This window comes from Streptomyces alfalfae (assembly GCF_004127445.1).
In the GTDB taxonomy this organism is placed as follows: Bacteria; Actinomycetota; Actinomycetes; order Streptomycetales; family Streptomycetaceae; genus Streptomyces; species Streptomyces alfalfae.
The window spans coordinates 41,419-67,999 of the sequence record NZ_QEXM01000040.1 but is presented as its reverse complement, the minus strand read 5'-3'; the positions used below and the strand labels follow the sequence as shown (position 1 = coordinate 67,999).

Sequence of the window (26,581 nt, the reverse complement as noted above, 5' to 3'; positions counted from 1 at the left end):
GCACGGCCCGCGCCCCGAGCGCCCCGTCAGGCGCCGCCGCAGGATGGGCACATGCTCACACGGACCCAGCCACGTGCCACCGCCCTGGCCGCCGCCCTGCTCCTGTCCTCGACGCTCGCGGCCTGCGGCGGCGACTCCGAGGGCGCCGAGCGGGCCGAGGACCTCTCGCAGCAGAAGCTGAGCTGGAAGGACTGCCCCGCGCCCGACGCCGCCCAGGGCGGCGGGGACGCCCCGTCCCCGCTGCCGGGCGGAGCCGCGTGGCAGTGCGCCACCATGAAGGCGCCCCTCGACTGGTCCGACCCCGAGGGCGACACGATCGACATCGCGCTGATCAGGGCCGCGGCCGGCGGCGACAAGGCCCGGCGCATCGGCTCCCTGGTGTTCAACTTCGGCGGGCCCGGCGGTTCGGGCATCACGACGCTGCCCGCCTTCGCCGAGGAGTACGCCAAGCTGCGCACCCGCTACGACCTGGTGAGCTTCGACCCGCGCGGCGTCGGCCGCAGCGCGGGTGTCGAGTGCCAGGACGACCAGGAGCTCGACCGGTACTTCCAGCAGGACGCCACGCCCGACGACGCGAGCGAGCGCAAGCAGCTCGTGAAGAACGTCAAGGCGTTCAACAGCGCGTGCGAGAAGAACTCCGGCCGCACCCTCCCCCACGTCCGCACCACCGACGCGGCCCGCGACATGAACCTGATGCGGCAGGTGCTCGGCGACGACAAGCTGTACTACTTCGGCATCTCGTACGGCACCGAGCTGGGCGGCGTCTACGCGCACCTGTTCCCCGACAAGGTGGGCCGCGCCGTCTTCGACGCGGTCGTCGATCCCACCCAGGACGCCGAGCAGAGCTCCCTCGGCCAGGCCAAGGGGTTCCAGCTCGCGCTCGACAACTTCGCCGAGGACTGCGCCTCCCAGGAGGACGCGTGCCCGATCGGCGACTCGGCGAAGGACGTCAAGGACAGGATCGCCAAGCTCCTCAAGGACCTCGACGAGAGGCCGATCAGCGGCATCCCGCCGCGCGAGCTGACGCAGACCGCCGCCACCAGCGGCATCGCGCAGTCCCTGTACTCCAAGGACTTCTGGCCCTACCTCACCCAGGGGCTCGAAGAGGCCTACGAGGGCGACGGCCGGGTTCTGATGGCGCTCTCCGACTCGATGAACGGGCGCAACGAGGACGGCGAGTACAGCAACATCCAGGCCGCGAACGTCGCCATCAACTGCGCGGACGACAAACAGCGTTACTCCACCGAGGACGTCGAGAAGAAGCTCCCCGCCTTCCGCGAGGCCTCCCCGCTGTTCGGCGACTACCTGGCCTGGGGCATGGCCGGCTGCACCGACTGGGCGGTCGACGGCCAGGCCGACCACCCCGACGTGGCCGCCGACGGCGCGCCGCCCATCCTCGTCATCGGCAACACCGGTGACCCCGCGACGCCGTACGAGGGCGCGCGCAAGATGGCGCGGGCCCTCGGCGAGGACGTCGGCGTCGAGCTGACGTACAAGGGGCAGGGGCACGGCGCGTACGACAGCAAGGACACGTGCGTGCGCAAGAACGTGGACGCCTACCTGCTGGACGGAACCGTCCCGAAGAGCGGGACGGTCTGCCCCTGAGACCGCCGGACGGCCCTCCGCCGCACACGGCCCTCGCCCGAGGGGCCGCCGCCGCGGCCCGTCGCACCCCGTCCGGTCACTGTCGGTGGTCCCGCCTACTATGGCTTGACTGTCTTCCAAGGGGGAGGAAGCGCACCATGCGGCGTTTCGTACGGTCCGTGGCCCTGGCCGCCGCCGGTGTGCTGACGGCGGGGCTCGCCGCCGGCTGCGGCGGCTCGTCCGACGACGGCGACGACGCGAAGAACCCGTCGGCGTCCGCTCCGGGCCCGGGGCCGAAGCCCGACCCCTCCTCCACCCTGCCCGCCTCGCTCACCTCGCAGAAGCTGGCCTGGGACCGCTGCGAGGCGCCCGAGGGCGGAGCCGTGCCCGGCTCGGGATGGCAGTGCGCGACGCTCAAGGTCCCGGTGGACTACGCCGATCCCGAAGGCGACACCATGGGCATCGCCCTGATCCGCGGGCGTACGACCGGCGAGGGCAAGCGCATCGGCTCCCTGCTGTTCAACTTCGGCGGCCCCGGCGGCTCGGGCGTCTCCGGCCTGCCCTCCTTCGCCGACATGTACGGCTCGCTGCGCGAGCGGTACGACCTGGTGAGCTTCGACCCGCGCGGGGTCGCGGCCAGCGAGGGCGTGCGGTGCCGCGACGACCGGGCGACGCAGGCCGCCGAGCAGAAGGTCGACATCACGCCGGACACCGCGGCCGAGGAGAAGGCGTACTTCGAGGACGCCGCGGACTTCGGCGCGGGCTGCGCGCGCGACTCGAAGAAGCTCATCGAGCATGTGTCGACGGTCGAGGCCGCCCGCGACATGGACCTCATGCGCCAGGTCCTCGGCGACGACAAGCTGCACTACATGGGCGTGTCGTACGGGACCGAGCTCGGCGGGACCTACGCGCACCTCTTCCCCCGTCGCGTCGGCCGCCTCACGTTCGACGCGGTGGTGGACCCGAGCGCGGACTCCGTGGGCCACGCCAAGAACCAGGCGAGGGGCTTCCAGCGCGCCCTCGACAACTACTTCACGTCCCGCGGCGAGGACCCCGAGAAGGGCTCCGCGAAGATCGCGAAGCTCTTCGAGCAGCTCGACGCCGAGCCGATGCGCGCCTCCGGCGGCAGGAAGCTGACCGAGTCCCTGGCCAGCACCGGCATCCTGGTCACGCTCTACAGCAAGCAGACCTGGCCCGCGCTGACCCGCGCCCTCGACGACGCCGACGAGGGCGACGGCTCGTCGCTGCTCCAGCTCGCCGACGCGTACAACGAACGCGACCCCTCGGGGCGGTACAGCACGCAGAGTCACTCACAGCGGGCCATCTCCTGCCGTGACGCCAAGGCGCGGACGACTCCGGCGGAGGCCAAGAAGCTCCTCGGCGAGTTCCGGGAGATCTCGCCGGTCTTCGGGGAGTTCCTGGGCTGGGACACGGCCGGCTGGTGCCACGAGTGGCCGGTGCCCGGACTGCACGACTCCCCCGAGGTGAGCGCCCCGGGCGCCGCCCCGATCCTCGTCGTCGGCAACACCGGCGACCCCGCCACGCCCTACGAGGGCGCGCGCAGGATGGCGGACGAGCTGGGCAAGGACGTCGGCATCCACATGACCTGGAAGGGCGAGGGCCACGGGGCGTACGGCAACGGCAGCGACTGCGTGGACGACACGGTCGACGACTACCTCCTCAACGGCAAGACCCCGAAGGACGGCAAGGTCTGCGCGTCGTAGCAGGCGCAGCGGTCACGGACGCGCAGGTCATGAACGCGCAGGTCATGGACGCACAGGTCATGGACGCACAGGAGGGGCCCCGCACCATCAGGTGCGGGGCCCCTCCTGCGTCACGTTCTTCCAGTGGACCCGCCGGCCCTGGTCGACCTAGTAGACCGGCTTCTCGGGCTCGATCTGGTTGACCCAGCCGATCACGCCGCCGCCCACGTGGACCGCGTCCGCGAAGCCCGCGGACTTCAGCACCGCGAGGACTTCCGCACTGCGGACACCCGTCTTGCAATGCAAGACGATCTTCTTGTCCTGCGGAAGGCTGCCGAGCGCGGTCCCCATCAGGAACTCGTTCTTCGGGATCAGCTTGGCGCCGGGGATGGAGACGATCTCGTACTCGTTGACCTCGCGGACATCGATGATCTCGATGTTCTCGCCGTCGTCGATCCACTCCTTGAGCTGCTTGGGAGTGATCGTCGAACCGGCCGCCGCCTCCTGGGCCTCCTCGGAGACGACGCCGCAGAAGGCCTCGTAGTCGATGAGCTCGGTGACGGTGGGGTTCTCGCCGCAGACCGCGCAGTCGGGGTCCTTGCGCACCTTGACCTGGCGGTACTGCATCTCCAGGGCGTCGTAGATCATCAGGCGCCCGACCAGCGGTTCGCCGATGCCCGCGAGGAGCTTGATGGCCTCGTTGACCTGGATGGAGCCGATCGACGCGCACAGCACGCCGAGGACGCCGCCCTCGGCGCAGGAGGGGACCATGCCGGGCGGCGGGGGCTCCGGGTACAGGCAGCGGTAGCAGGGGCCGTGCTCGCTCCAGAAGACCGAGGCCTGACCGTCGAAGCGGTAGATCGAGCCCCAGACGTACGGCTTGTTGAGCAGCACGCACGCGTCGTTGACCAGGTAACGCGTGGCGAAGTTGTCCGTGCCGTCGACGATCAGGTCGTACTGACCGAATATGTCCATCACGTTGTCGGCCTCGAGCCGCTCTTCGTGCAGGACCACGTTCACGTACGGGTTGATGCCGAGGACCGAGTCCTTGGCGGACTCCGCCTTGGAGCGGCCGATGTCCGCCTGGCTGTGGATGATCTGCCGCTGCAGATTGGACTCGTCGACCTCGTCGAACTCGACGATGCCGAGCGTGCCCACACCGGCCGCGGCCAGGTACATCAGCGCCGGCGACCCGAGGCCACCGGCGCCGACACACAGCACCTTGGCGTTCTTCAGCCGCTTCTGCCCGTCCATCCCGACGTCGGGGATGATCAGGTGGCGGGAGTACCTGCGGACCTCGTCGACGGTGAGCTCAGAGGCTGGCTCGACCAGGGGTGGCAGCGACACGGGGACTCCGTTGGTCGGTTGTGCGGAACGGTTGTTCTGCACGTAACACTGCCACGCCCTTCTTCATTCCGAGATACCTGTTCCGATACGCGAGACGATGTCGTCCCAGTAGCCGGGCAGGGACTCCCAGGGGTCGTTTCCGCCGCCCCGGTCGACACGGTCCGTGAAGTAGATCGTCGAGGCGCCCTGCCGACGTGCGATGCGCAGGGCCTCCTCCAGATGTCCGCGCGGCATGCCGTGGACGAAGTGGCAGAACCGCTCGGGCGGATGTTCGGCGGTCCACTCGGCCGCCTGCGACCAGCGGTAATCGCTCCAGGGGCCGGCGAAGGTCACCAACTGGTCACCCCACTCCGCGTATCCGGGATGCGGAGGCCTCCCGTGGCCGAGCACGATGTGCGCGCCGTCGACGAGACCGCGCAGCGCGGTCACGGTCCGTCGCACCTCGGGCAGCCCGGCGCGCTCCGTCGGGCAGCGGTCGAGGGAGTAGCCGTCCACTTGGTACCAGTCGCGGTAGCGGTGGGCGTCGGAGGCGAGGTCCCCGAAGCCGCGGGCGCCGTACCCGAGGTCGAGGTGGCCGAGTACCCGGATGCCCGCGTTCCGCAGGCGGCCCGCCGCCTCCAGGCAGTGCGGGTCCGGCCGTTCACCCGGACCGTTCGCGACGTTCAGGACAACCCACCGCAACGGGGTGCCGTGCCGGGTCAGTTCGTGCCACTCGACGGGGGCGACGAGCGGGTGGGCGAAGCCCGGGACGCCGAAGCCGACGCTGATGCCGGTGGCCGAGCCGCCCCTCGCGGTCCTGGTCAGATGCGGCATGCCGCCTCCATCCAGATGTCGGCGAGGGACTCCTCCAGGTTGATCCGGGGCCGCCAGCCGAGCCGGTCGCGCGCGGTGCGCACATCGGCCTGCTGCCAGCTCCCGCAGCCGTCGGGGTACGGGTACACGGCCGGGCCGCCGTGGTCCGGCTCGCCCCGGGGGTGGCCGATGACCGCTCGTGAGGGCATCTGGTCCAGCTCGTGCAGCGCTCCGCCGTACCCCGCGACACGGGCGAGCACGGCGGCGGCGTCGCGCAGCCGCACCGCACGGCCCGCGCCGATGTTCACGACGCCCTGCGCGGCGGAGAGCGAGGCCGCGTGCACGGCCCGCGCCACGTCGCGCACGTCGACGAAGTCCCGCTGCACGCCGAGGCCGCCCAGCTTGAGCTCGCCGTCCCCCGACTGCATCGCCCGCCGCATGGCTTCGGCGAGCCGTCCGAGGGGGGAGCCGGCGGGCGTGCCGGGCCCCGCGGGGGAGAACACCCGCAGGACGACGGCGTCGAGACCCGAGCCGAGCACCAGCTCGGTGGCGGCCAGCTTGCTGACGCCGTACGGTCCGCCGGGCCTCGGCACCGCGTCCTCCGCGGTCGACGACCCCGGCTGGCTCGGGCCGTACTCGGCGCCGCAGCCGAGCTGCACGAGCCGCGCCCCGCAGCCGCTGCGCCTGAGCGCCTCGCAGATGGTGGCGACCGCGACGGTGTTGTGCCTGGTCAGCTCGCGGGCGCCGCCCCGGGTCGCACCGGCGCAGTTGATCACCACGCCGGGGTGGACGGCGTCGAGGAAGCGGGTGAGCGCGCCGGGGCTGCCGCTGGCGAGGTCGAACCGTACGTCCGAGTCGTCGCCGCGGCCGAGCGCCGTGAGCTGCACCGCCGGGTCGGCGAGCAGCCGGTCGGCGACGAAGCGGCCGAGGTATCCGTTGGCTCCGATCAGCAGCACTCTCATCGGGCGCCTCCCGGGGTGGCCGCTCGCGGGCGGAAGCGACTGCGGGTGGTCATCTGTCTTTCTCCTTCGGGTGGTGCCGTGGGTCACGGGGTAAGGGCGCCCGCGGTGTCGGCCCCGCGGGGGGCGGGTCGTGGTCGGTGGGCCGGTTCACGGCGCGGCTCCGGTGCGGGCGTGAGCGGAGGCGAGGGTCAGGGTCCTCGCCGCGTGGATCAGGAGGACGAGGGCGGCGGCACCGCACGCGGCGGCCGGTACGACGCCGGGGCCCCAGGAGTCGACGGCGGCCGTGACGGGTGCGGCCAGCACGTCGCACCCGGGCAGGCGGCCCGCGAACACCAGGGCGAGCGCGGTCACCTCGCAGGCGCCCGCCGCCGCGAGGAGCAGGGCGGGGGCCCGCCGGAAGCCGTGCACGGCGAGCAGCCGCGCGAGGAACAGCAGCGCGCCGAGCGCCCCGGCCCCCGCGGGCCACGCGCCGGGCGCGCCGGGCAGCGTCCGGGCCGCCGCGAGCAGCCCGGCGAGCGCGCCGAGGAACAGCGCGACCGCGCCGAACACCAACGGGCGTGCGGAGGCGGCGAACTCGTCGAGGCCGCGGCTCGCGCGGAGCCGCCGCCCGGCCGCCAGGGCGAGGAGCCGGGCGCACAGGGCCGCGGGCGCGACGGCCGCCGTCAGGGCGAGGACCGGTGCGACGGCGGGCTCCCAGAGGTCGCCCGGCTCGTCGGGGCCGCCCGCCACGGCGTCGCGCAGCAGGGCGTCGCCGAGCAGTGCGTACAGGAGGAGCCAGCACACCCACGCGCGCGTGGCCGGCGCCCGGCGCGGAGTGACGCGCAGGGGCCCGCGCCGCAGGGCGCAGCGCAGCGCCAGGGCCACGGCGAGCGCGCCGCCGAGCACCACGGCGAGCCGCGCGGCGCCCGCGCCGACCCGTGGCACGGCGGCCGCCGTCGCCGCGCACGCCGCGCCGGGCAGCAGCGCGAACAGGGCCCAGCCCGGCGCGACCGCCGACCCATGGCGTACGTCGACGCTGTCGCCGGAGAGGCCACCTGCCACGTCGTCGTCGCGGGGCACGCGCGCGTACATCTCCTCGGCCAGGGAGAACACGTCCCGGTGCCGATAGCGCCCGGCGGCCCGGTCGGTCAGGCCGTGCGCCTCCAGACCGGCCGCGATCTCCAGCGGGTCGACGGCGCGGGCGCACAGGTCGTGGTGCCGGCGCATGAGCGCCTTCACGGGGTCGGCCGCGCCGTGCCGCGGCGCCGCGGCCTCGATCTCGGCCCCGATCTCGGTATCGGCCGAGGGCTCCATCGGGGGCGGTGCGTCGACCGCTCCGCCCGTACCGTCCTGGCGCTTCATACGGCCGCCCCCTTCAGCCGGTCGCGCCCGTCGGTCTCCCGGCCGGCCCAGCTGGGCGTCGCCGCCGCCTCCGCGGTGGACGCCGACGCCGCCCAGCGGCCCGGCACATGGGCCTCCGCCGGGTGGGCGAAGGGCACCGGCTCGCCCGCCTCGTCCAGTGCGTCACGGCGCACCGGGCAGTGCGAGACGATCTCCAGGTAAATGCCGCGAAATGCCGCGACGTTCTGCTCGACGGTGAAGAGTTCCAGGGCCCGCGCCCGCGCCGCAGCGCCCAGGCGCTCACGCCGCGCGGGGTCGCGCAGGAGCGCCACGCACGCCTCCGCGAGCGCCCCCGGATCGCGCGGCGGCACGACGAGTCCCGTGCCGCCGATGACCTCCACCACCGCGCCCACGTCCGTCGAGACGGTCGCGCGTCCGCAGAACATGGCCTCGACCAGGCTGATCGGGAAGCCCTCGACGACGCTGGAGAGCACCACGACGGCCCCCGCGGCGTACGCGTCGGCGAGGTCGGGCACGCCCGGGCCGCCGATCTCCTCGAAGGAGACGGCGCCGTCGTCGTGCGCGCCGTCCGCCGGGTCGGGGCCGGGGAAGAGCCGCGCGGCCAGCGCCCGGCAGCGCGTGAGGTACTCCTCGGCCTCGCGGCCTTCGGCGGCCGTCCCGACGATCCGCAGCCGCGCCCCGGGCTCCGCCGCGCGGACCTCGGCGAAGGCGTGGAGCAGTGAGACCAGGTCCTTGGCGGGTTCGACGCGGCCGACCCAGAGCAGCGTGCCGGAGGCGTCCGCGCGGCCGTCGTACCCCCGCTCCCCGATCTCCGCGAAGCGGTCGGCCGCCATGCCGGGGTGGACCGTGCGGAGTTTGGCGCGCTCGGCGCCGCACCGCTCCTGCCAGCGCCGTACGTGCGTGTTGCCCGGGGTGATGAGGGCGGCCTCGCGATACACCTCGGCGGCGAGGCGGCCGTGGAAGGAGGCGAGCAGGGCCCGCGCGGGTGCGCCGAGGCCCGCCTCGCCCGCTGCGAGGTAGTGCGCCCGCAGCCGCACGCCGTACTCGGTCACGAGGAGCGGCACCCCCGCGAAATGCTGGGCCAGGAGTCCCGGCAGCGCCGCCGGTCCGCCCGCCGTGGCGTGGCAGAGGTCGGCCGAGCCGAGCGCCCCGTCCCCGTACCAGTCGAGGGAGAGCGGCCGGAGCGCCCGCTCCATGAGCCCGGCGGCGGCGAGCAGGTCGGGCACGCGGGCGGCGCGGACGGCCGCCGGCGCGCCGGGCGCACGGCAGGCGCGCTCCAGCGTGCGCACGGCCGCCTCCGAGCGCAGGGCGCCGACCAGGCCGCCCTCTGCGCGGGCCAGCTCGGCCAGCCCGTGGAGCGCGTTGCGGAAACGGTCCGCCATGTCGTCGGGGTCGCTGGAGTCGGGGCCGGGTCCGGTGCCGCGGCACACCACCTCCGCCAGCTCCGCGAGGCACGCGAGGAACCGCCGCCGCGCGCCGCGTCCCCGGCCGCCCCGCGGGCCCGCGCCATGGAGCGTCCGGTCGTCGGTGGTCCAGAGCGGCGCCGTCCGCACCCCGGTGACGTTGGGCGGCAGTCCGACGCGCCCCCGCGCCTCCTGCCGCTCGCTGCGGCTGAGCGCGTAGACGTCGAACTCGTGCTGTTCCAGACCGCGCACGAGCCGGTCGCACCAGAGCCTCGCCTCACCGGTCAGATACGGATAGCCACCCTCCGTAAGCAGTGCGACGCGCACGAGTGCCACCCCCGATCTCCCGCTTGGGGAGCCGCCGTTGGTCCGGCGGCTCGCAGCGGGAAGAACGTATGCGGTCATGCCGGTGGCGCGACGGACGGTTGTCCATCGCGCCACCAAAAGGGGTGAACGGTCGTAACTTTCCCGCGCCGACGGCGTTCCGTCGCGCTATGGCACTTCTCCGGCCCGTTTTCGCTACGGAGAGCCAGGCCCCGGCAATGCCGTCAACTCTTGGGGAAGGCCCAGGGGTTGGCCTTGCACTTGATGCCGTCGTGGTCGAGGAACTTGGTCTGCTGCTGCATGACGGGCGCGAGATCACCGCTCTTGGAGCAGTCCGTGTGGTTGAAACCGAGCCGGTGGCCGACCTCGTGATTGATCAGCATCTGGCGGTACGGATAGATGTCGTCGCCGTAGGTCTTCGCGCCCTGCGCCCAGCGATAGGCGTTGATCATGACGCGTTCCGTCGCCGCGGAATCGCAGGAGACATTGTCCTGAGTGGTGTCGAGACCGGATTTCGCGCACCACTTCGCGGTCGTCGTGGGACTGGCCAGGGTGATGACGAAATCGGGTTTCCCCGACTCGATCCGCTCGAAGGTGCGGGCGCCCTTGTGGGCCCAACTCCGCTCGTCGTTCAGGGTTTTCTGCACGGCGTCGGCGAAGAGCGGACCGTCGAGACCGAGCCCCTTCTCCACGTCCACGCGGTACCGGAACCGCTGCCCCTTTCCGGGGCCCTTCGCGAATCCGCCCACGGCCTCGAATTCGCCGGACGCGCTCAGCTTCGCGTCCAGCGGGTATTTCTCGCCCATCTTCTGCTCGTACGTGACCGGGGGCGCGTCCGGCGCCTTGGCCGGCTTGTTCCGCTCGTCCGAACGGGACGCGGGGTCCTCGGTGTCCCGGTCGCCGCCGCCCGCGGCGGCCCGCTTCCCGGTGTCGTCGGGGTCGGCGCCGTCGGCGACCTGACCGGCCACGACGACCGCGAGCACGGTGGTCACCGCGGCGGCCGCGATGCCCGCGTAGGCACGGCGGTTGCGCCTGCGCCTGCCGCCGCCCTCGTCACTGCCGTCACCGAGATCGCCGTCGCCCGCGAAGGACACCTCGTCCCCGGGCCGCGGCTCGACGTCGCCCCAGGCGGTGACGGAGGCGTACAGGTCGCGGGGCGGGGGAGGTCCGCTCGACGCCGGCGCGTCCCCCTCGGCGAAGGCGGCCACGTAGTCCTGGCGGGGGCCCTGTCCGCGGGGCCCCGGCATCGCGGGCGGCGGCGCCGGGTGCGCGGCGTCCGCGCGGGGCCCGGCTCCGGTACCGCCGACCTCGCCCCAGCCGCCACCGTCCTCCCGCTGCTCCGGATGCCCGCCGCGCGCGTGCGGGACGCCATGCGGCGGAGTGCCGTGCGGAGGAATGTGCGTGCCGTGCGCAGGGGTGCCGTACGAGGCGGCGGGGGTGCCGTGCGCCGGCGTCCCCTCGTCTCCGGGTGCGCGTCTGCGGCGGCCCGAGCCGGGACCCGGGCGCGGGACCGCGGCCCGGGCAGGGGCCGCACCAGAGGCGCCGGTCTCGTCGGTCGTGTCTGCCGGACCCCGGCGGCTGTGCCGTCCCACGTGCCGCCTCAGCTCCCTGATTCCGTGCGCGAACCCCTTGGCCCGGCGGTGGTGGTGTCGGCCAGCAGTTCGCGGAAGGCCGTGGCCACCGCCTCCGGGTCCTCCATCATCGCCACATGTCCGGCGTCGGGCAGCGTCAGGAGCCGCGAGTCCCGGAAGGCGTTCGCCGCCCTGCGCGCCATACGGTACGAGACGAGCAGGTCACGCCCGCCGTAGACGAGCAGGGTCGGGGCGAGCACCCGCTCGGCCTGCCGCCACAGACCGTGCTGGCCGCCCAGGGTGTACGCGTTGACGATGCCACGCGCCGAGCGGGCCATCGCGTCCCAGAAGTAGGGGAGCTGAAGGCGGCGCTCCATCTCCCGCACCGCCGCCTCGAACCCTTCCGGCGTCACCTTGCCCGGGTCTCCGTAGCAGAGCCCCATCACGCCGCGCACCCGCTGCTCGGCCGTCCACTCCCTGGTCAGCCGGGTGAAGAGCGCCGCGACGCCGGGCAGCGCGAGCAGTCCGGTCGGCACCGCCGTGCGCTGCACCCGCAGCTCCGGGAGCGCGGGCGAGACGAGCGTCAGCGTGCGGACGAGGTCGGGGCGGACGGCGGCGACGCGGGTGGTGATGGCGCCGCCCAGCGAGTTGCCCACGAGGTGGACGGGGCCGGGTGAGCGGGCGTCGAGGTAACGGATGACCGCGCGCGCGTGCCCGGTGACCGAGTAGTCGCCGTCGTCCGGTGGTGGCGAGTCCCCGAAGCCCGGCAGGTCGACGGCCTCGCAGTCGACCACGTCCTCCAGGAGCGGCATCAGGGCCGACCAGTTCTGCGAGGAGCCGCCGAGCCCGTGCACGAACAGCGCGGGTTCGAGACCGGAGCGGACCGAGGGCCGGGAACGCACCGTGAGGGAGAGCCCGGGGAGGCCGACCGAGTCGAGCCGCTCACCGTCCGCGACCGCCACGGTGCCCGGCTTGGGCGACGCCGTGGTGGCCAGCAGATTCGGCAGATCGGTCGAAGGCATGCGGCAATGTTACGAGACGATCACGCGGTAGTTCACGTGTTCGCCGTCACAGATCGCGCATGGACCGCGTAGCGCCCCACCCGGGTTGCTCCTACGCTCAGAGAAAGCGGACGAAGGCTCATACAACGCGGGCGAAGAGGGCACTCGCACCAGGAAGGGCCAGCAGACACCGCACGGGAAGAGAGCCACAGATGAGTGTCGACCCGACCGATCCCGAGACCTTCGAGACGGAAGAGAGCACCGCCGCCGAGACCGCCGTGGAGGCGCCCGAGGCGGACACCGCGGAACAGCAGGCCGACCTCGCGCCGAGCAGGGACGACTCCCTGAAGGACGCGGACCCGGGCGCGGCCAGCGAGGCCGACCTCGCCGAACAGGCCCGCGTGGTCACCATCGACGAGGACGACTACCGCTGACGCCTGACCGTGATTGCCCGGCTGCATACCGATTCAGCGATCATCCGGTCCGTGAAATTCTCCGCCCGCACCGCACACATCACAGTTACCGAAAAGTACGATGGCGGCGCGGCGCTCACCGCACATGGACGATTTGGGAGGCGGCGTGACAGCCATCGAGCAGACAGAGGCGGCCCGGCCACGGGGCACCCGCCTGCCGCGACGGGCCCGGCGCAACCAACTTCTCGGCGCCGCCCAGGAAGTCTTCGTCGCACAGGGTTACCACGCCGCCGCGATGGACGACATCGCCGAGCGCGCCGGGGTCAGCAAGCCGGTGCTCTACCAGCACTTCCCCGGCAAGCTCGACCTCTACCTGGCCCTGCTCGACCAGCACTGCGACTCGCTCCTGCAGTCGATCCGCACGGCCCTCGCGTCCACCACGGACAACAAGCTGCGCGTCGCCGCCACGATGGACGCCTACTTCGCGTACGTGGAGAACGAGGGCGGCGCCTTCCGGCTGGTCTTCGAGTCGGACCTGACGAACGAGGCCGCCGTCCGCGAGCGCGTCGACCGCGTCACCCTGCAGTGCGCCGAGGCGATCTGCGAGGTCATCGCCGAGGACACCGGCCTGCCCAGGGACGAGGCGATGCTCCTCGCCGTCGGCCTCGGCGGCTACTCGCAGGTGGTCGCGCGGTACTGGCTGGCCAGCGGCAGCACGGTCCCCCGCGACAAGGCGGTGGAGCTGCTCACCTCGCTCGCCTGGCGCGGCATCGCGGGCTTCCCGCTGCACGGCGCCGAGGGCCACTGACACCTCGCCCTTTTGTTCCCGTTCCGTGTTCGCTACCGGCGTTCACGGCCGCGTCCTTACCCGTCCCATCACCGGGCTAATGTGTGCTGGGTACGGCGCGGACGGCCGCGCACAGTCTGACCGTCGGAGGGACAAAGCCGTGGAGGTCAAGATCGGCGTGCAGTACGCGCCCCGCGAGATCGTGCTGGAGAGCGGCCAGAGCGCCGAGGAAGTCGAGCACGCGGTGTCCGAGGCGCTGACCGGCAAGTCGCCGCTGCTGAGCCTCGTGGACGACCACGGCCGCAAGGTCCTGGTTCCGGCCGACCGCCTCGCGTACGTCGAGCTCGGCGAGCCGACCGCACGCAAGGTGGGCTTCAGCGCCCTGTAGCACCGCAGCACCGCGCCTCGCGAGGACGCGGACGCGAGAACGGCCCGGTGGTCGCGACCACCGGGCCGTTCTCGCGTCGCGCCACTCGCCGTGCGGGCCGACTGCCGTACGAGAAGACTGCCGTAGGAGCCGACTGCCGTGCGGGATGAAAGCCGTACCGGGTGACATCCCTACAGGATGAGGTGTGGGGCGTCCGGTCATGGAGGGTTGCGTTCCGACCGCCGGGGGTAGACCGGGTGTGACCGATTTGCACCTGGCTGCGAGGGAGGGCACCTCCGTGATCCTGGAAGCACTGGGCTCCGCTTTGCTGGGCCTCGCCCTGGCTCTGGCCACAGCACACCGACTGGGCCACCGGCTGCCCGCGCGCAGCCTCGTCCTGTCGACAGGCCCGGTGGGCGCGCTCGTCGGCGCCTTCATCACGCACATGGCGCTCGGCCCCGGCCACGCCGTCCCGACGCTTCTGGGGGCGGTCGCCGTGTCGGTGGCCCTGCTGAGCCTGCTCATCCGCCCCACCCACGGCAGACTGCGCCGCTCGGCGACGGCCTGACCGCCGCCGGGCCGGGTGGTGCGCCGCCGTCGCTCTGCCGCGGCGGCGCTTCCTGCTCCGGCCGCTGAGCTAGGCCGCGAGGCCCAGCGCCGCCATCCGCTTGGTGTGCGCCTCGGTGATCCGCGAGAACATGCGGCCGACCTCGGCCAGGTCGAATCCGTCGGCCACGCCGCCGACCAGCATCGTCGACAGGGCGTCCCGGTCGGCGACGACCCGCTGCGACTGCGAGAGGGCCTCGCCCATCAGACGGCGCGCCCAGAGCGCGAGCCGGCCCCCGACGCGCGGGTCCGCCTCGATCGCGGCCCGCACCTTCTCCACCGCGAAGCTCGCGTGACCGGTGTCGTCGAGCACCGCGAGGACGAGCTCGCGCGTATCGGCGTCGAGCCTGGCCGCCACCTCGCGGTAGAAGTCACTGGCGATCGAGTCGCCCACGTACGCCTTGACCAGGCCCTCCAGCCAGTCGGACGGCGCTGTCTGGCGGTGGAAGCCGTCGAGCGCGGCGACGAAGGGCTCCATGGCCTCCGTCGGCTCGGCGCCGATCTCCGAGAGCCGGTCCCGCAACTGCTCGAAGTGGTGGAACTCCGCCGACGCCATCTTCGCCAGCTCCGCCTTGTCGCCGAGCGTCGGCGCGAGCTTCGCGTCCTCCGCCAGACGCTCGAACGCCGCCAGCTCTCCGTAGGCGAGCGCGCCGAGCAGGTCCACGACCGCGGCGCGGTAGTGCGGCTCGGCGGAAGCTGTCGCCCAGTCCTGGGCGGCGACCCCGGTGGGTTCGGCGGCGGATTCAGCGGCGGTGTCAGGCGTCTCCATGAACCGCACAATAGCCCGCTCGCGGCACCCCGTAAGGACCTGGCCAGTGACTGTGACCGCGACCATGTGACGAATTCGCCGGACACGCATGCGAGATTCCGGGGTACAGTGGTAATGCGCCCGCTGAGTATTTCGGCGGGCCTAACGAATGAGGATGCCCGGTCGGTGGCCCGATCGGCTCCGACCCGACAGCCCTCCGGGCGGTCCGCGCAGATGCGGACTGCACGAGGAGGGAACCTCAGCGGTAAGAGCGCTCGAGCGCCGGCAGTGGTCCCGCGCCCCCGGCCCGCCCGACAAGCGGCCGGCGGTAGTGGCACGGTCACGACCCCCAGCGTTCGCCTCACGCCGCGTCTCACAGAAGAGGCATAGCCCTGACTACGACTTTCCGAGAGCTCGGGATTCTTCCCGAGACGGCCGAGGCCCTAGAAGCCGTCGGCATCATCAGCCCCTTCCCCATCCAGGAGATGACGCTCCCGGTCGCCCTCTCGGGCACGGACGTCATCGGCCAGGCCAAGACCGGCACCGGCAAGACGCTCGGCTTCGGACTCCCGCTCCTGGAGCGCGTGATCGTCCCCGCCGACGTCGAGGCCGGCCGCGCCGCGCCCGAGCAGCTCACCGAGGCGCCGCAGGCCCTCATCGTGGTCCCCACCCGTGAGCTGTGCCAGCAGGTGACGAACGACCTCCTGACGGCGGGCAAGGCGCGCAACGTCCGCGTCCTCGCCATATACGGCGGCCGTGCGTACGAGCCGCAGGTCGAGGCCCTCAAGAAGGGCATCGACATCGTCGTCGGCACGCCGGGCCGCCTCCTCGACCTCGCGGGCCAGCGCAAGCTCGACCTCAAGCACATCAAGTGCCTGGTCCTCGACGAGGCCGACGAGATGCTCGACCTGGGCTTCCTGCCCGACGTCGAGAAGATCATCAACATGCTTCCGGCGAAGCGCCAGACGATGCTGTTCTCGGCGACCATGCCGGGAGCCGTCATCGGCCTCGCCCGCCGTTACATGTCGCAGCCCACGCACATCCGCGCCACCGCGCCGGACGACGAGGGCCAGACCGTCGCGAACACCAAGCAGTACGTGTACCGCGCGCACAACATGGACAAGCCCGAGATGGTCTCGCGCATCCTCCAGGCCGAGGGCCGCGGACTCGCGATGATCTTCTGCCGTACGAAGCGGACGGCCGCGGACATCGCCGAGCAGCTGGAGCACCGGGGCTTCGCCTCGGGCGCCGTCCACGGCGACCTGGGCCAGGGCGCGCGCGAGCAGGCGCTGCGGGCGTTCCGCAACGGCAAGGTGGACGTGCTGGTCTGCACGGACGTCGCCGCGCGCGGCATCGACGTGGGTGGCGTCACGCACGTCATCAACTACCAGTCCCCCGAGGACGAGAAGACCTACCTGCACCGCATCGGCCGCACCGGCCGCGCGGGCGCCAAGGGCATCGCGATCACGCTGGTCGACTGGGACGACATCCCGCGCTGGCAGCTGATCAACAAGGCGCTCGACCTCGGTTTCAACGACCCGGTCGAGACGTACTCCAGCTCTCCCCACCTCTACGAGGACCTCGCCATCCCGGCGGGCACCAAGGGTGTCCTGCCGCGCGCCGAGCGGACCCGTGCGGGTCTGGGCGCAGAGGAGATCGAGGACCTCGGCGAGACGGGCGGGCGCGGGCGCGGCGGCGGCCGCAGGGACCGTGGCCGTCCGGCCGCGGCGGCCCCGGCCCCGACCCCCGAGCAGGAGCGCCCGGCGCGCACGCCGCGGCGTCGCCGCCGCACCCGGGCCGGCAGCCCGCTGGACACCCCGGCGGCCACGCCGGCGTCCACGCAGGTCCCGGAAGCGGCGGCGCCCGTCGCCACGGAGCCGACGGAGCCGCGCACCCCGCGGCGGCGTCGCCGGACGCGTGGGGGCGGTGGCGCGGAGGCGGTAGCCGCTGAAGCGGTCGTCGCCGAAGCGGTCGTCGCGGAGACGGTGATTCCCGAGTCGGTGGCTCCCGAGGCGGTCGTCGAGACGGCCGTGGTGGAGACTGCGGTGGCGGAGGCCCCCGCCGCCGAGAAGCCGAGGCGGCGGACGCGGAAGGCCGCGCAGCCGGTCACCGAAACCGCCGTCGCGGAGGCTCCGGCCGAGGACAAGCCCAAGCGACGCACCCGCAAGGCCGCCGAGCCGGTGACCGAAGCCGCGGCCGAGACCCCGGCCGAGGACAAGCCCAAGCGACGCACCCGCAAGGCCGCCGAGCCGGTGACCGAAGCCGCGGCCGAGACCCCGGCCGAGGAGAAGCCCAAGCGGCGCACCCGCAAGGTTGCGCAGCCCGTCGCCGAAGCCGCGGCCGAGGCCCCGGCCGAGGACAAGCCCAAGCGGCGCACCCGCAAGGCCGCGCAGCCCGTCGCCGAGGCGGAGATCCCGGCGCAGTCGTCGGAGGAGCCGAAGCCGCGTCGCCGTACGCGGAAGGCGGCTGCCGCTCCGGAGTCGACGCCCGAGGCTGAGGCCGCCGTCACCGCGCCGCGACGCCGTACGCGCAAGAAGGCAGAGCCCGTGGAGACCCCGGAGAGCTGATTCTCCGCCCCTCCGCATCGTGAAGGCCCACCCCGGCTGGGGTGGGCCTTTCGCGTGCGCGCCCCACCGCTCCACGGCGACTCCTCTCCCCCCACCCGTTCACCCCTCGGTGCAGGGGCTGGGGTAGCCCAGACGTGGCCAGGGGCCAAGGGCCGGGCCACGTGACGGGCCCACCCCCCCGGCATCTCGCTCACCCCGCCACTCCGGGGTGCCGGGCGGGAATCCCGACGCGGAGCGGCGGAACAGCACCCCACCCCCAGGGCGCCGACGAAACAAGGCCTTTCCCCCAGGGCCCGCCCCCCCAAGGTCCAGGGGCCGGCATTAGCCTCGGTGCCATGAGCCGCCCTCCCACCTTCACGCCCCCGCCCTGCGCCGCAGCCCGCCCCCTCCACACCTCCCGCGGCACCTTCGCCACGCTGGACGCGGCTCCTGCCGAGGGCGCCGAGGTGCGAGGGACCGTTCTGCTGCTCCCCGGGTTCACCGGGAGCAAGGAGGACTTCATCGCCCTCCTCGAACCCCTGGCCGCCGCCGGCTACCGCGCCGTCAGCGTGGACGGCCGGGGCCAGTACGAGACGGCAGGCCCCTCGGACGTGGCCGCGTACGCCCAGGAGGAGCTGGCCCGCGACGTGCTCGCCCAGGCGGCGGCCCTGGACGCCCCCGCCCGGCCGCACCTCCTGGGCCACTCGCTCGGCGGCCAGATCGCCCGCGCGGCCGTGCTCCTCGCCCCGGACGCCTTCGACTCGCTCACCCTGATGTCCTCGGGCCCGGCCGCGATCGTCCCCGCCCAGCAGGCCCGCGCCAAGATGCTGGCGGACGCCCTCGCCGTACTGTCCATGGAAGAGGTCTGGCAGGCGATGCGGGCCATGGAGCCGCCGCCCCCGCAGGACGCCGACACCGGTGGCGCCACGGCCGAGGGGAACGACGACAGCGAGGCCCTGCGCGCCCGCTGGCTGCGGCACAACCCCGCCCAGCTCATCGCCACCGGCGGCCAGCTCACCCGGGAGCCGGACCGCGTGGCCGAACTCGCCGCCGCTCCGCTGCCCAAGCACGTGATCTCGGGCGAACGCGACGACACCTGGCCCCTACCGCTCCTGGACGACATGGCGAGCCGCCTGAGCGCCCACCGCACGGTGATCGACGGCGCCGAGCACTCCCCCAACACGGACCGCCCACGAGAGACGGCCGCGGCCCTGACGTCCTTCTGGGACGGCCTCCGATGAGCAACCACAGCCGCCCCTTGCCGAAGCCGCCCTCCTGCCGAGAACCCGCGGCCACCCCCTGCTGATGAAACCGCGGCACCCCTGCCCAAGGCAGCGGCCCAGGCCTCCTCAGCACAGCGTCTGCAAGTGCTCCCAGAACCCGTCCCGCAAGGACCTGCGCAGATCCGACTGCCCCCGCAGCGAGTACTGCAGCAGCCGCTCCGCCTCCACCAGCAGTTCCTGGTCCACGGAGCCGGGCAGGTACGGGTGGCCCGGCAGCAGTCCGGCCAGCGCCTCGCGGCCCCGCGCGGAGAGCCACTTCGCGGCGATCTGCGCGCCGACGAAGCGGACGTCCTCGCGGGAGGGCCGCTGCGCGGTGGGCCCGGCCTCGTACGACGTGACGGCGCGGCGGCTCACGTACGGCTTGAAGAAGTCGAGGTCGAACGTGCGCTGGCTGTCGACCTCCCACAGCAGCGGCTCGGCCTGGTTGCGGCCCTCGGGCGCCTCGATGCCCCAGAGGTGGACGCGCGCGCCGTACCCCTGCGCGGCCTCGACCGCCGAGACCAGGTCCTCGTCGCCGCCGATGAGCGCGGCGTCGCTGATGGCGCGGTGCCTGGCCAGTGATTCGAGGTCGCTGCGGATGAGGGAGTCGACGCCCTTCTGCTGGTTGTTGGCGTTGAGGTTGCCGAGCCTGACCTTGACGTCGGGCAGCTCCGCGATCGACTGCTGCTCGGTGGTGTGGATGCGGCGCCTCGCCCCGTCGTACCAGTAGACCCGCAGCAGCCTGCTGTCGGCGAAGATCGTGCGGGCCTTGTCGATGAGCGCCTCGATGAGCCCCTCGGCGTCGAGGTCGAAGGCGCGCCGGTCCTCGGTGCCGGTGGCGAGCCGCCCCGCGGCCGCGTACAGATACCCCGCGTCGACGAAGATCGCGTGCGTGGAGGGCGTCTTCGCCACTTCGGCGAGCATGCGTTCGAGCAGCCCGTTGGTGCGCTCCAGCTGGGCGCTGATGTCGGCGGCGCTGTGGCCGTGCTCGGCCGCGCCGTGCCGGTCCTCGTCGGCTGCACGGCGGCCGTGGTCGGCCGTGTCGTGGTCAACCGTGTCGTGGTCGCCCTGGTCGGCTGCGCTGTGGTCGGCGTCGTTCATAGGAGACCCAGTCTCCCGCTGGTCACGCAACGAACACAACCGGTGCCGCTACTCGCAGGTAATTAGGTACTCGAAAAATTTCTTTAGCGTAGGGAATGTTTGCAGGGGGCAACTCGTTTTACCCATCAGGAACGCTGGGCACAGGAGCCCGGCAACCCACACTTAACGGACAGGCAATGGCCTGGCCATCTCCAGTAGTTCTCCTTCAGGAGGATGACCAGACGAAGGGAGAAGCCTCATGCGCTTCGAAATCATGCGACTCGACGACGTCGACGGCAACGCCGTGGACAGCACCGTCGTGGACGCCGCCTCCGTCAACCGGATCGTGCAGCAGGCCGCAGCGATAGGCCAGCGCATCTACATCCGCCCGGCCGAATCCTCGGCCTCGTAACGCAGCCGACGCAGCAGACGAACGAAGGCCCCCGTGCGGCCCCGGAGAGACCGGGAACCGCTCGGGGGCCTTCGTGCGTCGCGTCACGCGCCGTTGATCACCTGCGTGACACCGTTGATGATCTGCTGCACGGCGATGGCGGAGAGCATCATGCCGGCGAGCCGCGTCACGAGGACCACGCCGCCGTCCTTGATGACCCGGATGATCAGCAGCGAGTACCGCATCACCAGCCAGAGGACCACGTGCATGGCCACGATCGCCGACCATACGGAGACCTGCGTGCCGACGCTGTCGGCGTCCTGGACGGCCAGGATGACGGACACGATCGCGCCGGGACCGGCGAGCAGCGGCATGCCGAGCGGGACGAGCGCGACGTTGACGTCCTTGGTCTGCTTCGGCTCGTCCGTCTTGCCGGTGAGCAGGTCGAGCGCGATGAGCAGCAGCAGGAGACCGCCCGCGATCATCAGCGCGGGGACGGAGACGTGCAGGTAGTCCAGGATCTGGTGGCCCACGAGGCCGAACACCGAGATCACGCCGAAGGCGACGCAGACGGCCTGGAAAGCCATCCGCTGCTGCACCTTGGCGGGCCGGCCAGCGGTCAGACCGAGGAAGATCGGGGTGATGCCCGGCGGGTCCATGATCACGAACAGGGTGAGGAAGAGGGAGCCGAAGACGGCGACGTCGAACACAGTGATGCCTTGCAGAGAGTCGTAGCAGGTCGTACGAGAGGGCCGCGCCGACCACCGCCGGGCGCGGGGCACGGCGGCCGCCGCCGTGGAACGGTGGGGTGCGGAGAAGGAGAAGCGGGTCCTACGCGGCCGGGCTTCCGCCCGCGCCGGGGACGGGGAAGGCGCCGGTGGCCCGGCGGGTGATCTCGCCGTAGACCTCGGGGTCGGTGGTGAACTCCCCGAGCACACAGGTCTTGCGGCTGCCGTGGTAGTCGCTGGATCCGGTGGCCAGCAGGCCGAGGTCCGCCGCGAGGCCGCGCAGCCTGGCGCGGGTCTCGGGGGCGTGGTCCATGTGGTCGGCCTCGATGCCGTCGAGGCCCGCCGCGGCGAGCTCGGCGATGACGGACTCGGGCACGGTTCTGCCGCGCTTGGCGGCGGCGGGGTGCGCGAAGACGGTGACGCCGCCGGCCGCCTTGACCAGGCGGATGGCGTCGAAGGGGTCCAGCTCGTGCTTCTCGGCGTAGGCGCGGCCGCCGTCGGCGAGCCACTGCGGGGTGAAGGCGTCGGAGACGGAGGGCACGACGCCCAGTTCGACGAGGGCCTCGGCGATGTGCGGGCGGCCGACGGAGCCGTCCCCCGCGATGCGGGCCACCTGCTCCCAGGTGACGTCCACGCCCAGCTCGCGGAGCTTGCCGATCATCGTCTTCGCGCGCGGCACCCGGTCGTCGCGGACCAGCTCGCGCTCGCGGGACAGCTCCGGCTCGTCGGGGTCGAAGAGGTACGCCAGCATGTGCAGGCCCACGCCGTCGAGGCGGCAGGAGAGTTCCGCGCCGGTGACGAGGCTCAGCCCCGCCGGCTCCGGCAACCCGCGCAGGGCGGCGATCGCCTCCGCGTGGCCCCGCGTGGTGTCGTGGTCGGTCAGCGCGACGACGTCGAGACCCGCGGCGGCGGCGTTGCGCACCAGCTCGGCGGGGGTGTCCGTACCGTCGGACGCGGTGGAGTGAGTGTGCAGATCGATGCGCACGATGCTGACTCCAGGCTCTGACGGGGGCGGACGGCGGGGACGCTCAAGGATAACGGGACCCGGACGCTCCCCCGGCCGCTCCTGACGAGGCATCCCTCACGACAGCCCCGCCCCGCCCCGCCCCGACGGGCCATCCCTCACGGCAGCCGCGCCCCACCCGGCGGGCGCCCCACGGCACCTGCGCCCCACCCGAGGCCGAGGCCACCGCAGCGCTTCCAAGCCGAAGCTCCATGGACCCCCGACGCCGAAGCCCCCGCGAAGCCGAAGCCCCCGCAGAACCCGTAGAACCGCCGAGGTCACGGCGTCAGCAGCCGCGGCGACAGCGCCCCGCACGGCAGCAGGTCCACCTCCGCGCCCGCGTCCCGCAGGTCGGTGAGGACCAGTTCGTCGTACATCAGGAGTCCGGACTGCTCCGGCCAGGCGATGGCCCACAGCCACAGGCCGCGCGCCTCGCCCGCGAAGACGGCGCGGTCGTCCGGCGCTCCCGGCACGTGCCACAGCGCCGTGGGGCGTCCCGCGGCGAGCACCTTGGCCTGCGGCGGTTTGTCGACGTTCATATAGGGCCCGGGATCGGGGCCCTCGATGCCCGCGTACCGCGCGCCGAGGCCGACGCCCAGCTCCTCGGCGACGAGCACCAGCTCGCCGACGCCGCCGAGCGGGGCGGGACCCGAGCAGGCCACCGCGGTCGCCCTGCCGCCGCTCCTGTCGTCTCCCGCGCAGGCCACGCCCGTGAACAGCCAGCCGACCGGCAGCGGCCACGGCATCCACACCGGGACCTGGGTCCGGTGCACGACGACCTGGACCGCCTCGACACTCGGCGGGACCACGGGCTGCAGCGGATACACGGTGCCGTGCGCGTCGCACTGCCAGGAGTCGGCAAAGAGACCGGGAGCCCTGACCCGGCCACCACACTTCGGGCAACTGGGTTCGCCCCTCATGCTGCCCAACGGTCCTCCCCGGTCGCCCCCTCGTCAAGGACGATCACCCGGTCGGTGGCCCTGTCACCGGCGAAAACTAGATGTAACTTGCATTCATTAGCATCGCTAACTTAATATATGCATACGTCAACGATCTCTGTCGACCGCTGTGGAGACAGCGAAGGAGCGGCTGTATGAACAGCAGCACAGGGGGCCCCGCGGAAGGGGACCCGTTCGACGCCGGGGCGGGCGGCATCCTGCGTCAGCCGAAGGCCGTGTGGGCCACGGCCGGCGCGTCCGTCGTCGCCTTCATGGGCATCGGGCTCGTCGACCCGATCCTGCCCTCCATCGCCGAGGGCCTGGACGCGAGCGCGAGCCAGGTGTCCCTCCTGTTCACCTCGTACTTCCTGATCACCGCCCTCGCGATGCTGGTGACCGGCTTCGTCTCCAGCCGCGTCGGCGGCAAGAAGACGCTGCTCCTCGGCCTCGCCCTGGTCGTGGTGTTCGCCGGCCTCTCGGGGACCTCGGGCTCGGTCGGTGAGCTCGTCGGGTTCCGGGCCGGCTGGGGGCTAGGCAACGCGCTCTTCGTGTCGACCGCCCTCGCCGTCATCGTCGGCGCCGCGGCCGGCGGCAGCGCCGCCGCGATCCTGCTGTACGAGTCCGCGCTCGGCCTCGGCATGGCCTGCGGGCCGCTGGTCGGCGCGCTGCTCGGCGACGCGAGCTGGCGCTACCCGTTCTTCGGCACCGCCGCGCTGATGGCGGTCGGCTTCCTCTGCATCACGGCGTTCCTCAAGGAACAGCCGCGGCCCGCGAGGAAGACCTCGCTGCTCGACCCGATCAAGGCGCTCGGCCACGGCGGGCTCGCCTCGGCGGCGGCCTCGGCTTTCTTCTACAACTACACGTTCTTCACCGTGCTGGCCTTCACGCCGTTCGTGCTGGACATGACCCCGTACAGGTCCGGCGCGGTCTTCTTCGCCTGGGGTGTGCTGCTCGCGGTCTTCTCGGTGCTCGTCGCGCCGCGGCTCCAGGAGCGGTTCGGGTCGCTGAAGGTGCTCGGCGGTTCGCTGGTGCTGCTCGCCGTGGACGTGCTCGTCCTCGGCTACGGCAACCACACCGCCGCCGTGGTCTGCACGATCCTGTCCGGCGCTTTCATCGGCGTGAACAACACCGTCTACACCGAGTTGGCCCTCGGCGTCTCCGACGCGCCGCGGCCGGTGGCGAGCGCCGGCTACAACTTCGTGCGCTGGTTCGCGGCCGCCGCCGCGCCGTTCTTCGCGCCGAAGATCGAGGAGTGGAGCAACATCCACATCCCCTTCGTGGTCGCGGCCGTCACGGCGGTTCTCGGCGCGGTCGTCGTCCGGGTGCGCCGCGCTTCGCTGGCACACGAGGCCGAGGAGCTCAAGCCGAAGCACGCCACCGAGGACGGCGTCGGCGTCTTCGCCAACTGACCGGTGCAGTACGAGGATTCAGCCGAGCGGGACGGATGTGCGCAGGGGATCGCGCAGGTCCGTCCCGCTGTTCAGCCAGCGCTCCTGGAGGGCCGCCGCGCCGTGCACCCGCTTCCACGCCGCCTCGTTCGGCGTCATGGGCAGCAGCGGCAGGAAGCGGACCGGGTCCATGGGTTCGTCGAGGTCCAGGTCCTCGACCAGGCCCCCCGGCTCCGCGACGAGCACCGAGGTGAACGGCGCGCCCGGCCACAGCGGCTCCCCCACGTCCAGCGAGGCGCCGGGTGCCACGACGAGGCCTTCCACCTGCGGCGACGCGGCGAGGACCGCGAGCGGGCGCAGCACCTTGTCCGTGTCGGCGAGACCGCCGCGCACGGAGAGCACCAGCTCGGCACGCGGGCCCTTGACGGGGTCGGCGAGCGCGGCGGTCGGGTCGGTCATCGGCTGGGCGGACATACCGAGGGTGGCGTAGCGCACCACGTCGCCGTCCGTGAACCGCAGCACTTCCACGCGGTCGGTGCCGAGGAAGGTCACCGCGGCGCGCGCGCCGGGTTCTCCGAGGCCAGTGCGGAGACGGGCCTCGACCAGCGCAAGAACATCTGCCATGACGCGAGCATAGAACTCGTCAGTGATGGGCAAAGCGGGGGCTTGACACTTCAGTCGGCTGATAGTGTTGGCAGCTGGCTCAGGGCAGCACGCAGAAGCGTCGCTTTCAAGCCCTGCAGACAGACACTGACTCTGCGCCACGGGCGCAGAGGGCGCATGGGACTTCCCTTACGGGGGACCGGCCGGAGGAGGTGGGGCTGCAATGGACCGAAGTCGACCGTGCAGTACCACCCGCTCTTCCGCCCGGTGATCCACGCAGCCCGGTAGCTGCGCACGCACACACACGCACCGCATGCACTGTTCGTGCCGTGTGCGACGGAAGAGCACTTCGTTTTCACCTGATCTGTCTGAGTTATCTGATCTGTGTCAGTAGCGAAGCTGCCACCGCGACGGTGCGGTGCTCCCCGCTTTGCGGACGTGCCAAACATTCTCCACGCAGGACGTCCCCATTCCGGGCAGTTCCAACCGTTGCAGGCGGCCTCCGTCGAAGGAGCCTGCCCATGTCGATGATCCGCGACCTCCGTGCCGTCGTCCGCCCCTCGCTGCGCAAGGACGACAGCCCCTGCTCCTCCTCGTACGACTCCTACGACTCCACCCGCGACGCCGCCTCGGCGGTCGTCGACTGCGCCGTCTACCGCGACGGACGGCGCCTGGAGTGCGCCGACACCCTCACGCCGCACGAGGCGATGCTCCAGGTGCGCCGCGAGGGCGGCTTCGCCTGGATCGGGCTGCACGAGCCGACCGAGGCCGAATTCGCCGGTATCGCCGCCGAGTTCGGGCTGCACCCGCTGGCCGTCGAGGACGCGGTCCACGCCCACCAGCGGCCCAAGCTGGAGCGGTACGACGACACGCTCTTCACCGTCTTCAAGACCATCCACTACGTCGAGCACGCCGAACTCACGGCCACCAGCGAGATCGTGGAGACCGGCGAGGTGATGTGCTTCACCGGCCGGGACTTCTTCATCACCGTCCGGCACGGCGGCCACGGCTCGCTGCGCGCCCTGCGGCGCCGCCTCCAGGAGGACCCCGAGCTGCTCGGCAAGGGCCCCTCCGCGGTCCTGCACACCATCGCCGACCACGTCGTCGACGGCTACATCGCGGTCGCCGACGCGATGCAGGACGACATCGACGAGGTGGAGACCGAGGTGTTCTCCGCCCCGAGCAAGGGCAAGGGCTCCGCGCGCGGCGTCGACGCCGGGCGGATCTACCAGCTCAAGCGCGAGGTCCTGGAGTTCAAGCGGGCGGTCTCCCCGCTCCTGCGGCCGATGCTGCTGCTCAGCGAGCGGCCCATGCGGCTCGTCGACCCCGACATCCAGAAGTACTTCCGTGACGTCGCCGACCACCTCACGCGCGTCCAGGAACAGGTCGTCGGCTTCGACGAACTGCTCAACTCGATCCTCCAGGCCAACCTCGCGCAGGCCGCCGTCGCGCAGAACGAGGACATGCGCAAGATCACCTCGTGGGCGGCGATCATCGCCGTGCCGACGGCCGTCTGCGGGGTGTACGGCATGAACTTCGACCACATGCCGGAGCTGCACTGGCGGTTCGGCTACCCGATGGTCCTCGCCCTCATCGGCGGCGTCTGCTACGCGATCCACCGGACCCTGAAGCGCAACGGCTGGCTCTGAGCGCCCGTCACTGCGCGCGTCGTCACTGCGCGCGTCCGGCCGCT

The 26,581-nt window shown here is 72.4% G+C and carries 24 protein-coding genes; 11 read left to right on the top strand and 13 right to left on the bottom strand.

Annotated features, from left to right (window positions below):
- The first annotated feature begins 51 nt into the window (after positions 1 to 51).
- Together DCW30_RS18730 and DCW30_RS18725 are read left to right on the top strand one after the other, a co-directional pair.
- A complete protein-coding gene (locus tag DCW30_RS18730; protein WP_076684677.1) occupies positions 52 to 1,605 on the top strand; it encodes an alpha/beta hydrolase in 1,554 nt (517 codons plus the stop codon).
- 137 nt (positions 1,606 to 1,742) lie between these two features.
- Positions 1,743 to 3,308, top strand: coding sequence for an alpha/beta hydrolase (locus tag DCW30_RS18725; protein ID WP_076684680.1), 1,566 nt, complete (start codon positions 1,743 to 1,745; stop codon positions 3,306 to 3,308).
- 147 nt (positions 3,309 to 3,455) lie between these two features.
- Here the strand turns inward: DCW30_RS18725 and moeZ are convergent, their stop codons facing one another.
- From moeZ to DCW30_RS18690, 7 genes are all read right to left on the bottom strand, one after another.
- The gene (gene moeZ, locus DCW30_RS18720; RefSeq protein WP_062782433.1) at positions 3,456 to 4,634 is read right to left on the bottom strand and encodes an adenylyltransferase/sulfurtransferase MoeZ; all 1,179 of its coding nucleotides are present in this window, start codon (positions 4,632 to 4,634) and stop codon (positions 3,456 to 3,458) included.
- Positions 4,635 to 4,697: 63 nt separating this feature from the next.
- Positions 4,698 to 5,447 carry a spherulation-specific family 4 protein gene (locus tag DCW30_RS18715; protein ID WP_076684682.1) on the bottom strand — a complete coding sequence of 250 codons (750 nt, stop codon included), beginning with the start codon at positions 5,445 to 5,447 and terminating at the stop codon, positions 4,698 to 4,700.
- A complete protein-coding gene (locus DCW30_RS18710; protein ID WP_062782440.1) occupies positions 5,435 to 6,388 on the bottom strand; it encodes an NAD-dependent epimerase/dehydratase family protein in 954 nt (317 codons plus the stop codon). Before DCW30_RS18710 ends, DCW30_RS18715 begins: the two co-directional genes overlap by 13 nt.
- A 147-nt stretch (positions 6,389 to 6,535) precedes the next feature.
- On the bottom strand, positions 6,536 to 7,729 hold the full coding sequence (locus tag DCW30_RS18705; protein ID WP_418347070.1) for a hypothetical protein: 1,194 nt from the start codon (positions 7,727 to 7,729) through the stop codon (positions 6,536 to 6,538).
- Positions 7,726 to 9,459, bottom strand: a complete 1,734-nt coding sequence (locus DCW30_RS18700) for a DUF3492 domain-containing protein (RefSeq protein WP_076688914.1) — start codon at positions 9,457 to 9,459, stop codon at positions 7,726 to 7,728. Before DCW30_RS18700 ends, DCW30_RS18705 begins: the two co-directional genes overlap by 4 nt.
- Before the next feature lie 221 nt (positions 9,460 to 9,680).
- Positions 9,681 to 11,048 carry a DUF3152 domain-containing protein gene (locus DCW30_RS18695; protein ID WP_076684684.1) on the bottom strand — a complete coding sequence of 456 codons (1,368 nt, stop codon included), beginning with the start codon at positions 11,046 to 11,048 and terminating at the stop codon, positions 9,681 to 9,683.
- A gap of 8 nt (positions 11,049 to 11,056) precedes the next feature.
- On the bottom strand, positions 11,057 to 12,049 hold the full coding sequence (locus DCW30_RS18690) for an alpha/beta fold hydrolase (protein ID WP_076684687.1): 993 nt from the start codon (positions 12,047 to 12,049) through the stop codon (positions 11,057 to 11,059).
- A 191-nt stretch (positions 12,050 to 12,240) separates the two neighbouring features.
- Here DCW30_RS18690 and DCW30_RS18685 point away from each other — a divergent pair, with 191 nt between their 5' ends.
- From DCW30_RS18685 to DCW30_RS18670, 4 genes are all read left to right on the top strand, one after another.
- Positions 12,241 to 12,462 carry a hypothetical protein gene (locus tag DCW30_RS18685; RefSeq protein ID WP_076684689.1) on the top strand — a complete coding sequence of 74 codons (222 nt, stop codon included), beginning with the start codon at positions 12,241 to 12,243 and terminating at the stop codon, positions 12,460 to 12,462.
- A 145-nt stretch (positions 12,463 to 12,607) separates the two neighbouring features.
- Positions 12,608 to 13,249 (top strand): TetR/AcrR family transcriptional regulator, encoded by a 642-nt coding sequence (locus DCW30_RS18680; RefSeq protein ID WP_062782452.1) that lies wholly within the window; start codon positions 12,608 to 12,610, stop codon positions 13,247 to 13,249.
- 139 nt (positions 13,250 to 13,388) lie between these two features.
- Positions 13,389 to 13,616 (top strand): DUF3107 domain-containing protein, encoded by a 228-nt coding sequence (locus DCW30_RS18675; RefSeq protein ID WP_055565193.1) that lies wholly within the window; start codon positions 13,389 to 13,391, stop codon positions 13,614 to 13,616.
- Positions 13,617 to 13,893: 277 nt separating this feature from the next.
- Positions 13,894 to 14,163, top strand: a complete 270-nt coding sequence (locus DCW30_RS18670) for a hypothetical protein (RefSeq protein WP_062782502.1) — start codon at positions 13,894 to 13,896, stop codon at positions 14,161 to 14,163.
- A 69-nt stretch (positions 14,164 to 14,232) separates the two neighbouring features.
- On the opposite strand, the gene DCW30_RS18665 is transcribed toward DCW30_RS18670, so the two are convergent.
- Positions 14,233 to 14,970, bottom strand: a complete 738-nt coding sequence (locus tag DCW30_RS18665; protein WP_103557422.1) for a ferritin-like fold-containing protein — start codon at positions 14,968 to 14,970, stop codon at positions 14,233 to 14,235.
- Between the two features lie 464 nt (positions 14,971 to 15,434).
- Here DCW30_RS18665 and DCW30_RS18660 point away from each other — a divergent pair, with 464 nt between their 5' ends.
- Positions 15,435 to 17,516, top strand: coding sequence for a DEAD/DEAH box helicase (locus DCW30_RS18660; protein WP_237283387.1), 2,082 nt, complete (start codon positions 15,435 to 15,437; stop codon positions 17,514 to 17,516).
- Between the two features lie 335 nt (positions 17,517 to 17,851).
- A complete protein-coding gene (locus DCW30_RS18655) occupies positions 17,852 to 18,736 on the top strand; it encodes an alpha/beta fold hydrolase (RefSeq protein WP_076684696.1) in 885 nt (294 codons plus the stop codon).
- A gap of 108 nt (positions 18,737 to 18,844) precedes the next feature.
- On the opposite strand, the gene DCW30_RS18650 is transcribed toward DCW30_RS18655, so the two are convergent.
- Positions 18,845 to 19,858 (bottom strand): NYN domain-containing protein, encoded by a 1,014-nt coding sequence (locus DCW30_RS18650; protein WP_232626828.1) that lies wholly within the window; start codon positions 19,856 to 19,858, stop codon positions 18,845 to 18,847.
- Between the two features lie 238 nt (positions 19,859 to 20,096).
- Here DCW30_RS18650 and DCW30_RS36730 point away from each other — a divergent pair, with 238 nt between their 5' ends.
- Positions 20,097 to 20,249, top strand: coding sequence for a hypothetical protein (locus DCW30_RS36730; RefSeq protein ID WP_162933566.1), 153 nt, complete (start codon positions 20,097 to 20,099; stop codon positions 20,247 to 20,249).
- 83 nt (positions 20,250 to 20,332) lie between these two features.
- Here the strand turns inward: DCW30_RS36730 and DCW30_RS18645 are convergent, their stop codons facing one another.
- The 3 genes from DCW30_RS18645 to DCW30_RS18635 all read right to left on the bottom strand — a co-directional run bounded on the left by DCW30_RS18645 (position 20,333) and on the right by DCW30_RS18635 (position 22,879).
- A complete protein-coding gene (locus DCW30_RS18645) occupies positions 20,333 to 20,938 on the bottom strand; it encodes a MarC family protein (protein ID WP_062779879.1) in 606 nt (201 codons plus the stop codon).
- Between the two features lie 121 nt (positions 20,939 to 21,059).
- Entirely contained in the window at positions 21,060 to 21,941 is an 882-nt protein-coding gene (locus DCW30_RS18640; protein ID WP_076684698.1) for a PHP domain-containing protein, read from the bottom strand.
- A 296-nt stretch (positions 21,942 to 22,237) separates the two neighbouring features.
- Positions 22,238 to 22,879 carry a DUF6758 family protein gene (locus tag DCW30_RS18635; protein ID WP_062779874.1) on the bottom strand — a complete coding sequence of 214 codons (642 nt, stop codon included), beginning with the start codon at positions 22,877 to 22,879 and terminating at the stop codon, positions 22,238 to 22,240.
- Between the two features lie 173 nt (positions 22,880 to 23,052).
- Here DCW30_RS18635 and DCW30_RS18630 point away from each other — a divergent pair, with 173 nt between their 5' ends.
- Positions 23,053 to 24,306, top strand: coding sequence for an MFS transporter (locus DCW30_RS18630; protein ID WP_076684700.1), 1,254 nt, complete (start codon positions 23,053 to 23,055; stop codon positions 24,304 to 24,306).
- Between the two features lie 18 nt (positions 24,307 to 24,324).
- Here the strand turns inward: DCW30_RS18630 and DCW30_RS18625 are convergent, their stop codons facing one another.
- Positions 24,325 to 24,909 (bottom strand): suppressor of fused domain protein, encoded by a 585-nt coding sequence (locus DCW30_RS18625; RefSeq protein ID WP_076684701.1) that lies wholly within the window; start codon positions 24,907 to 24,909, stop codon positions 24,325 to 24,327.
- 500 nt (positions 24,910 to 25,409) lie between these two features.
- Between DCW30_RS18625 and DCW30_RS18620 the strand changes: the two genes are divergently transcribed.
- A complete protein-coding gene (locus DCW30_RS18620; RefSeq protein WP_076684702.1) occupies positions 25,410 to 26,537 on the top strand; it encodes a magnesium and cobalt transport protein CorA in 1,128 nt (375 codons plus the stop codon).
- Positions 26,538 to 26,581 lie beyond the last annotated feature (44 nt).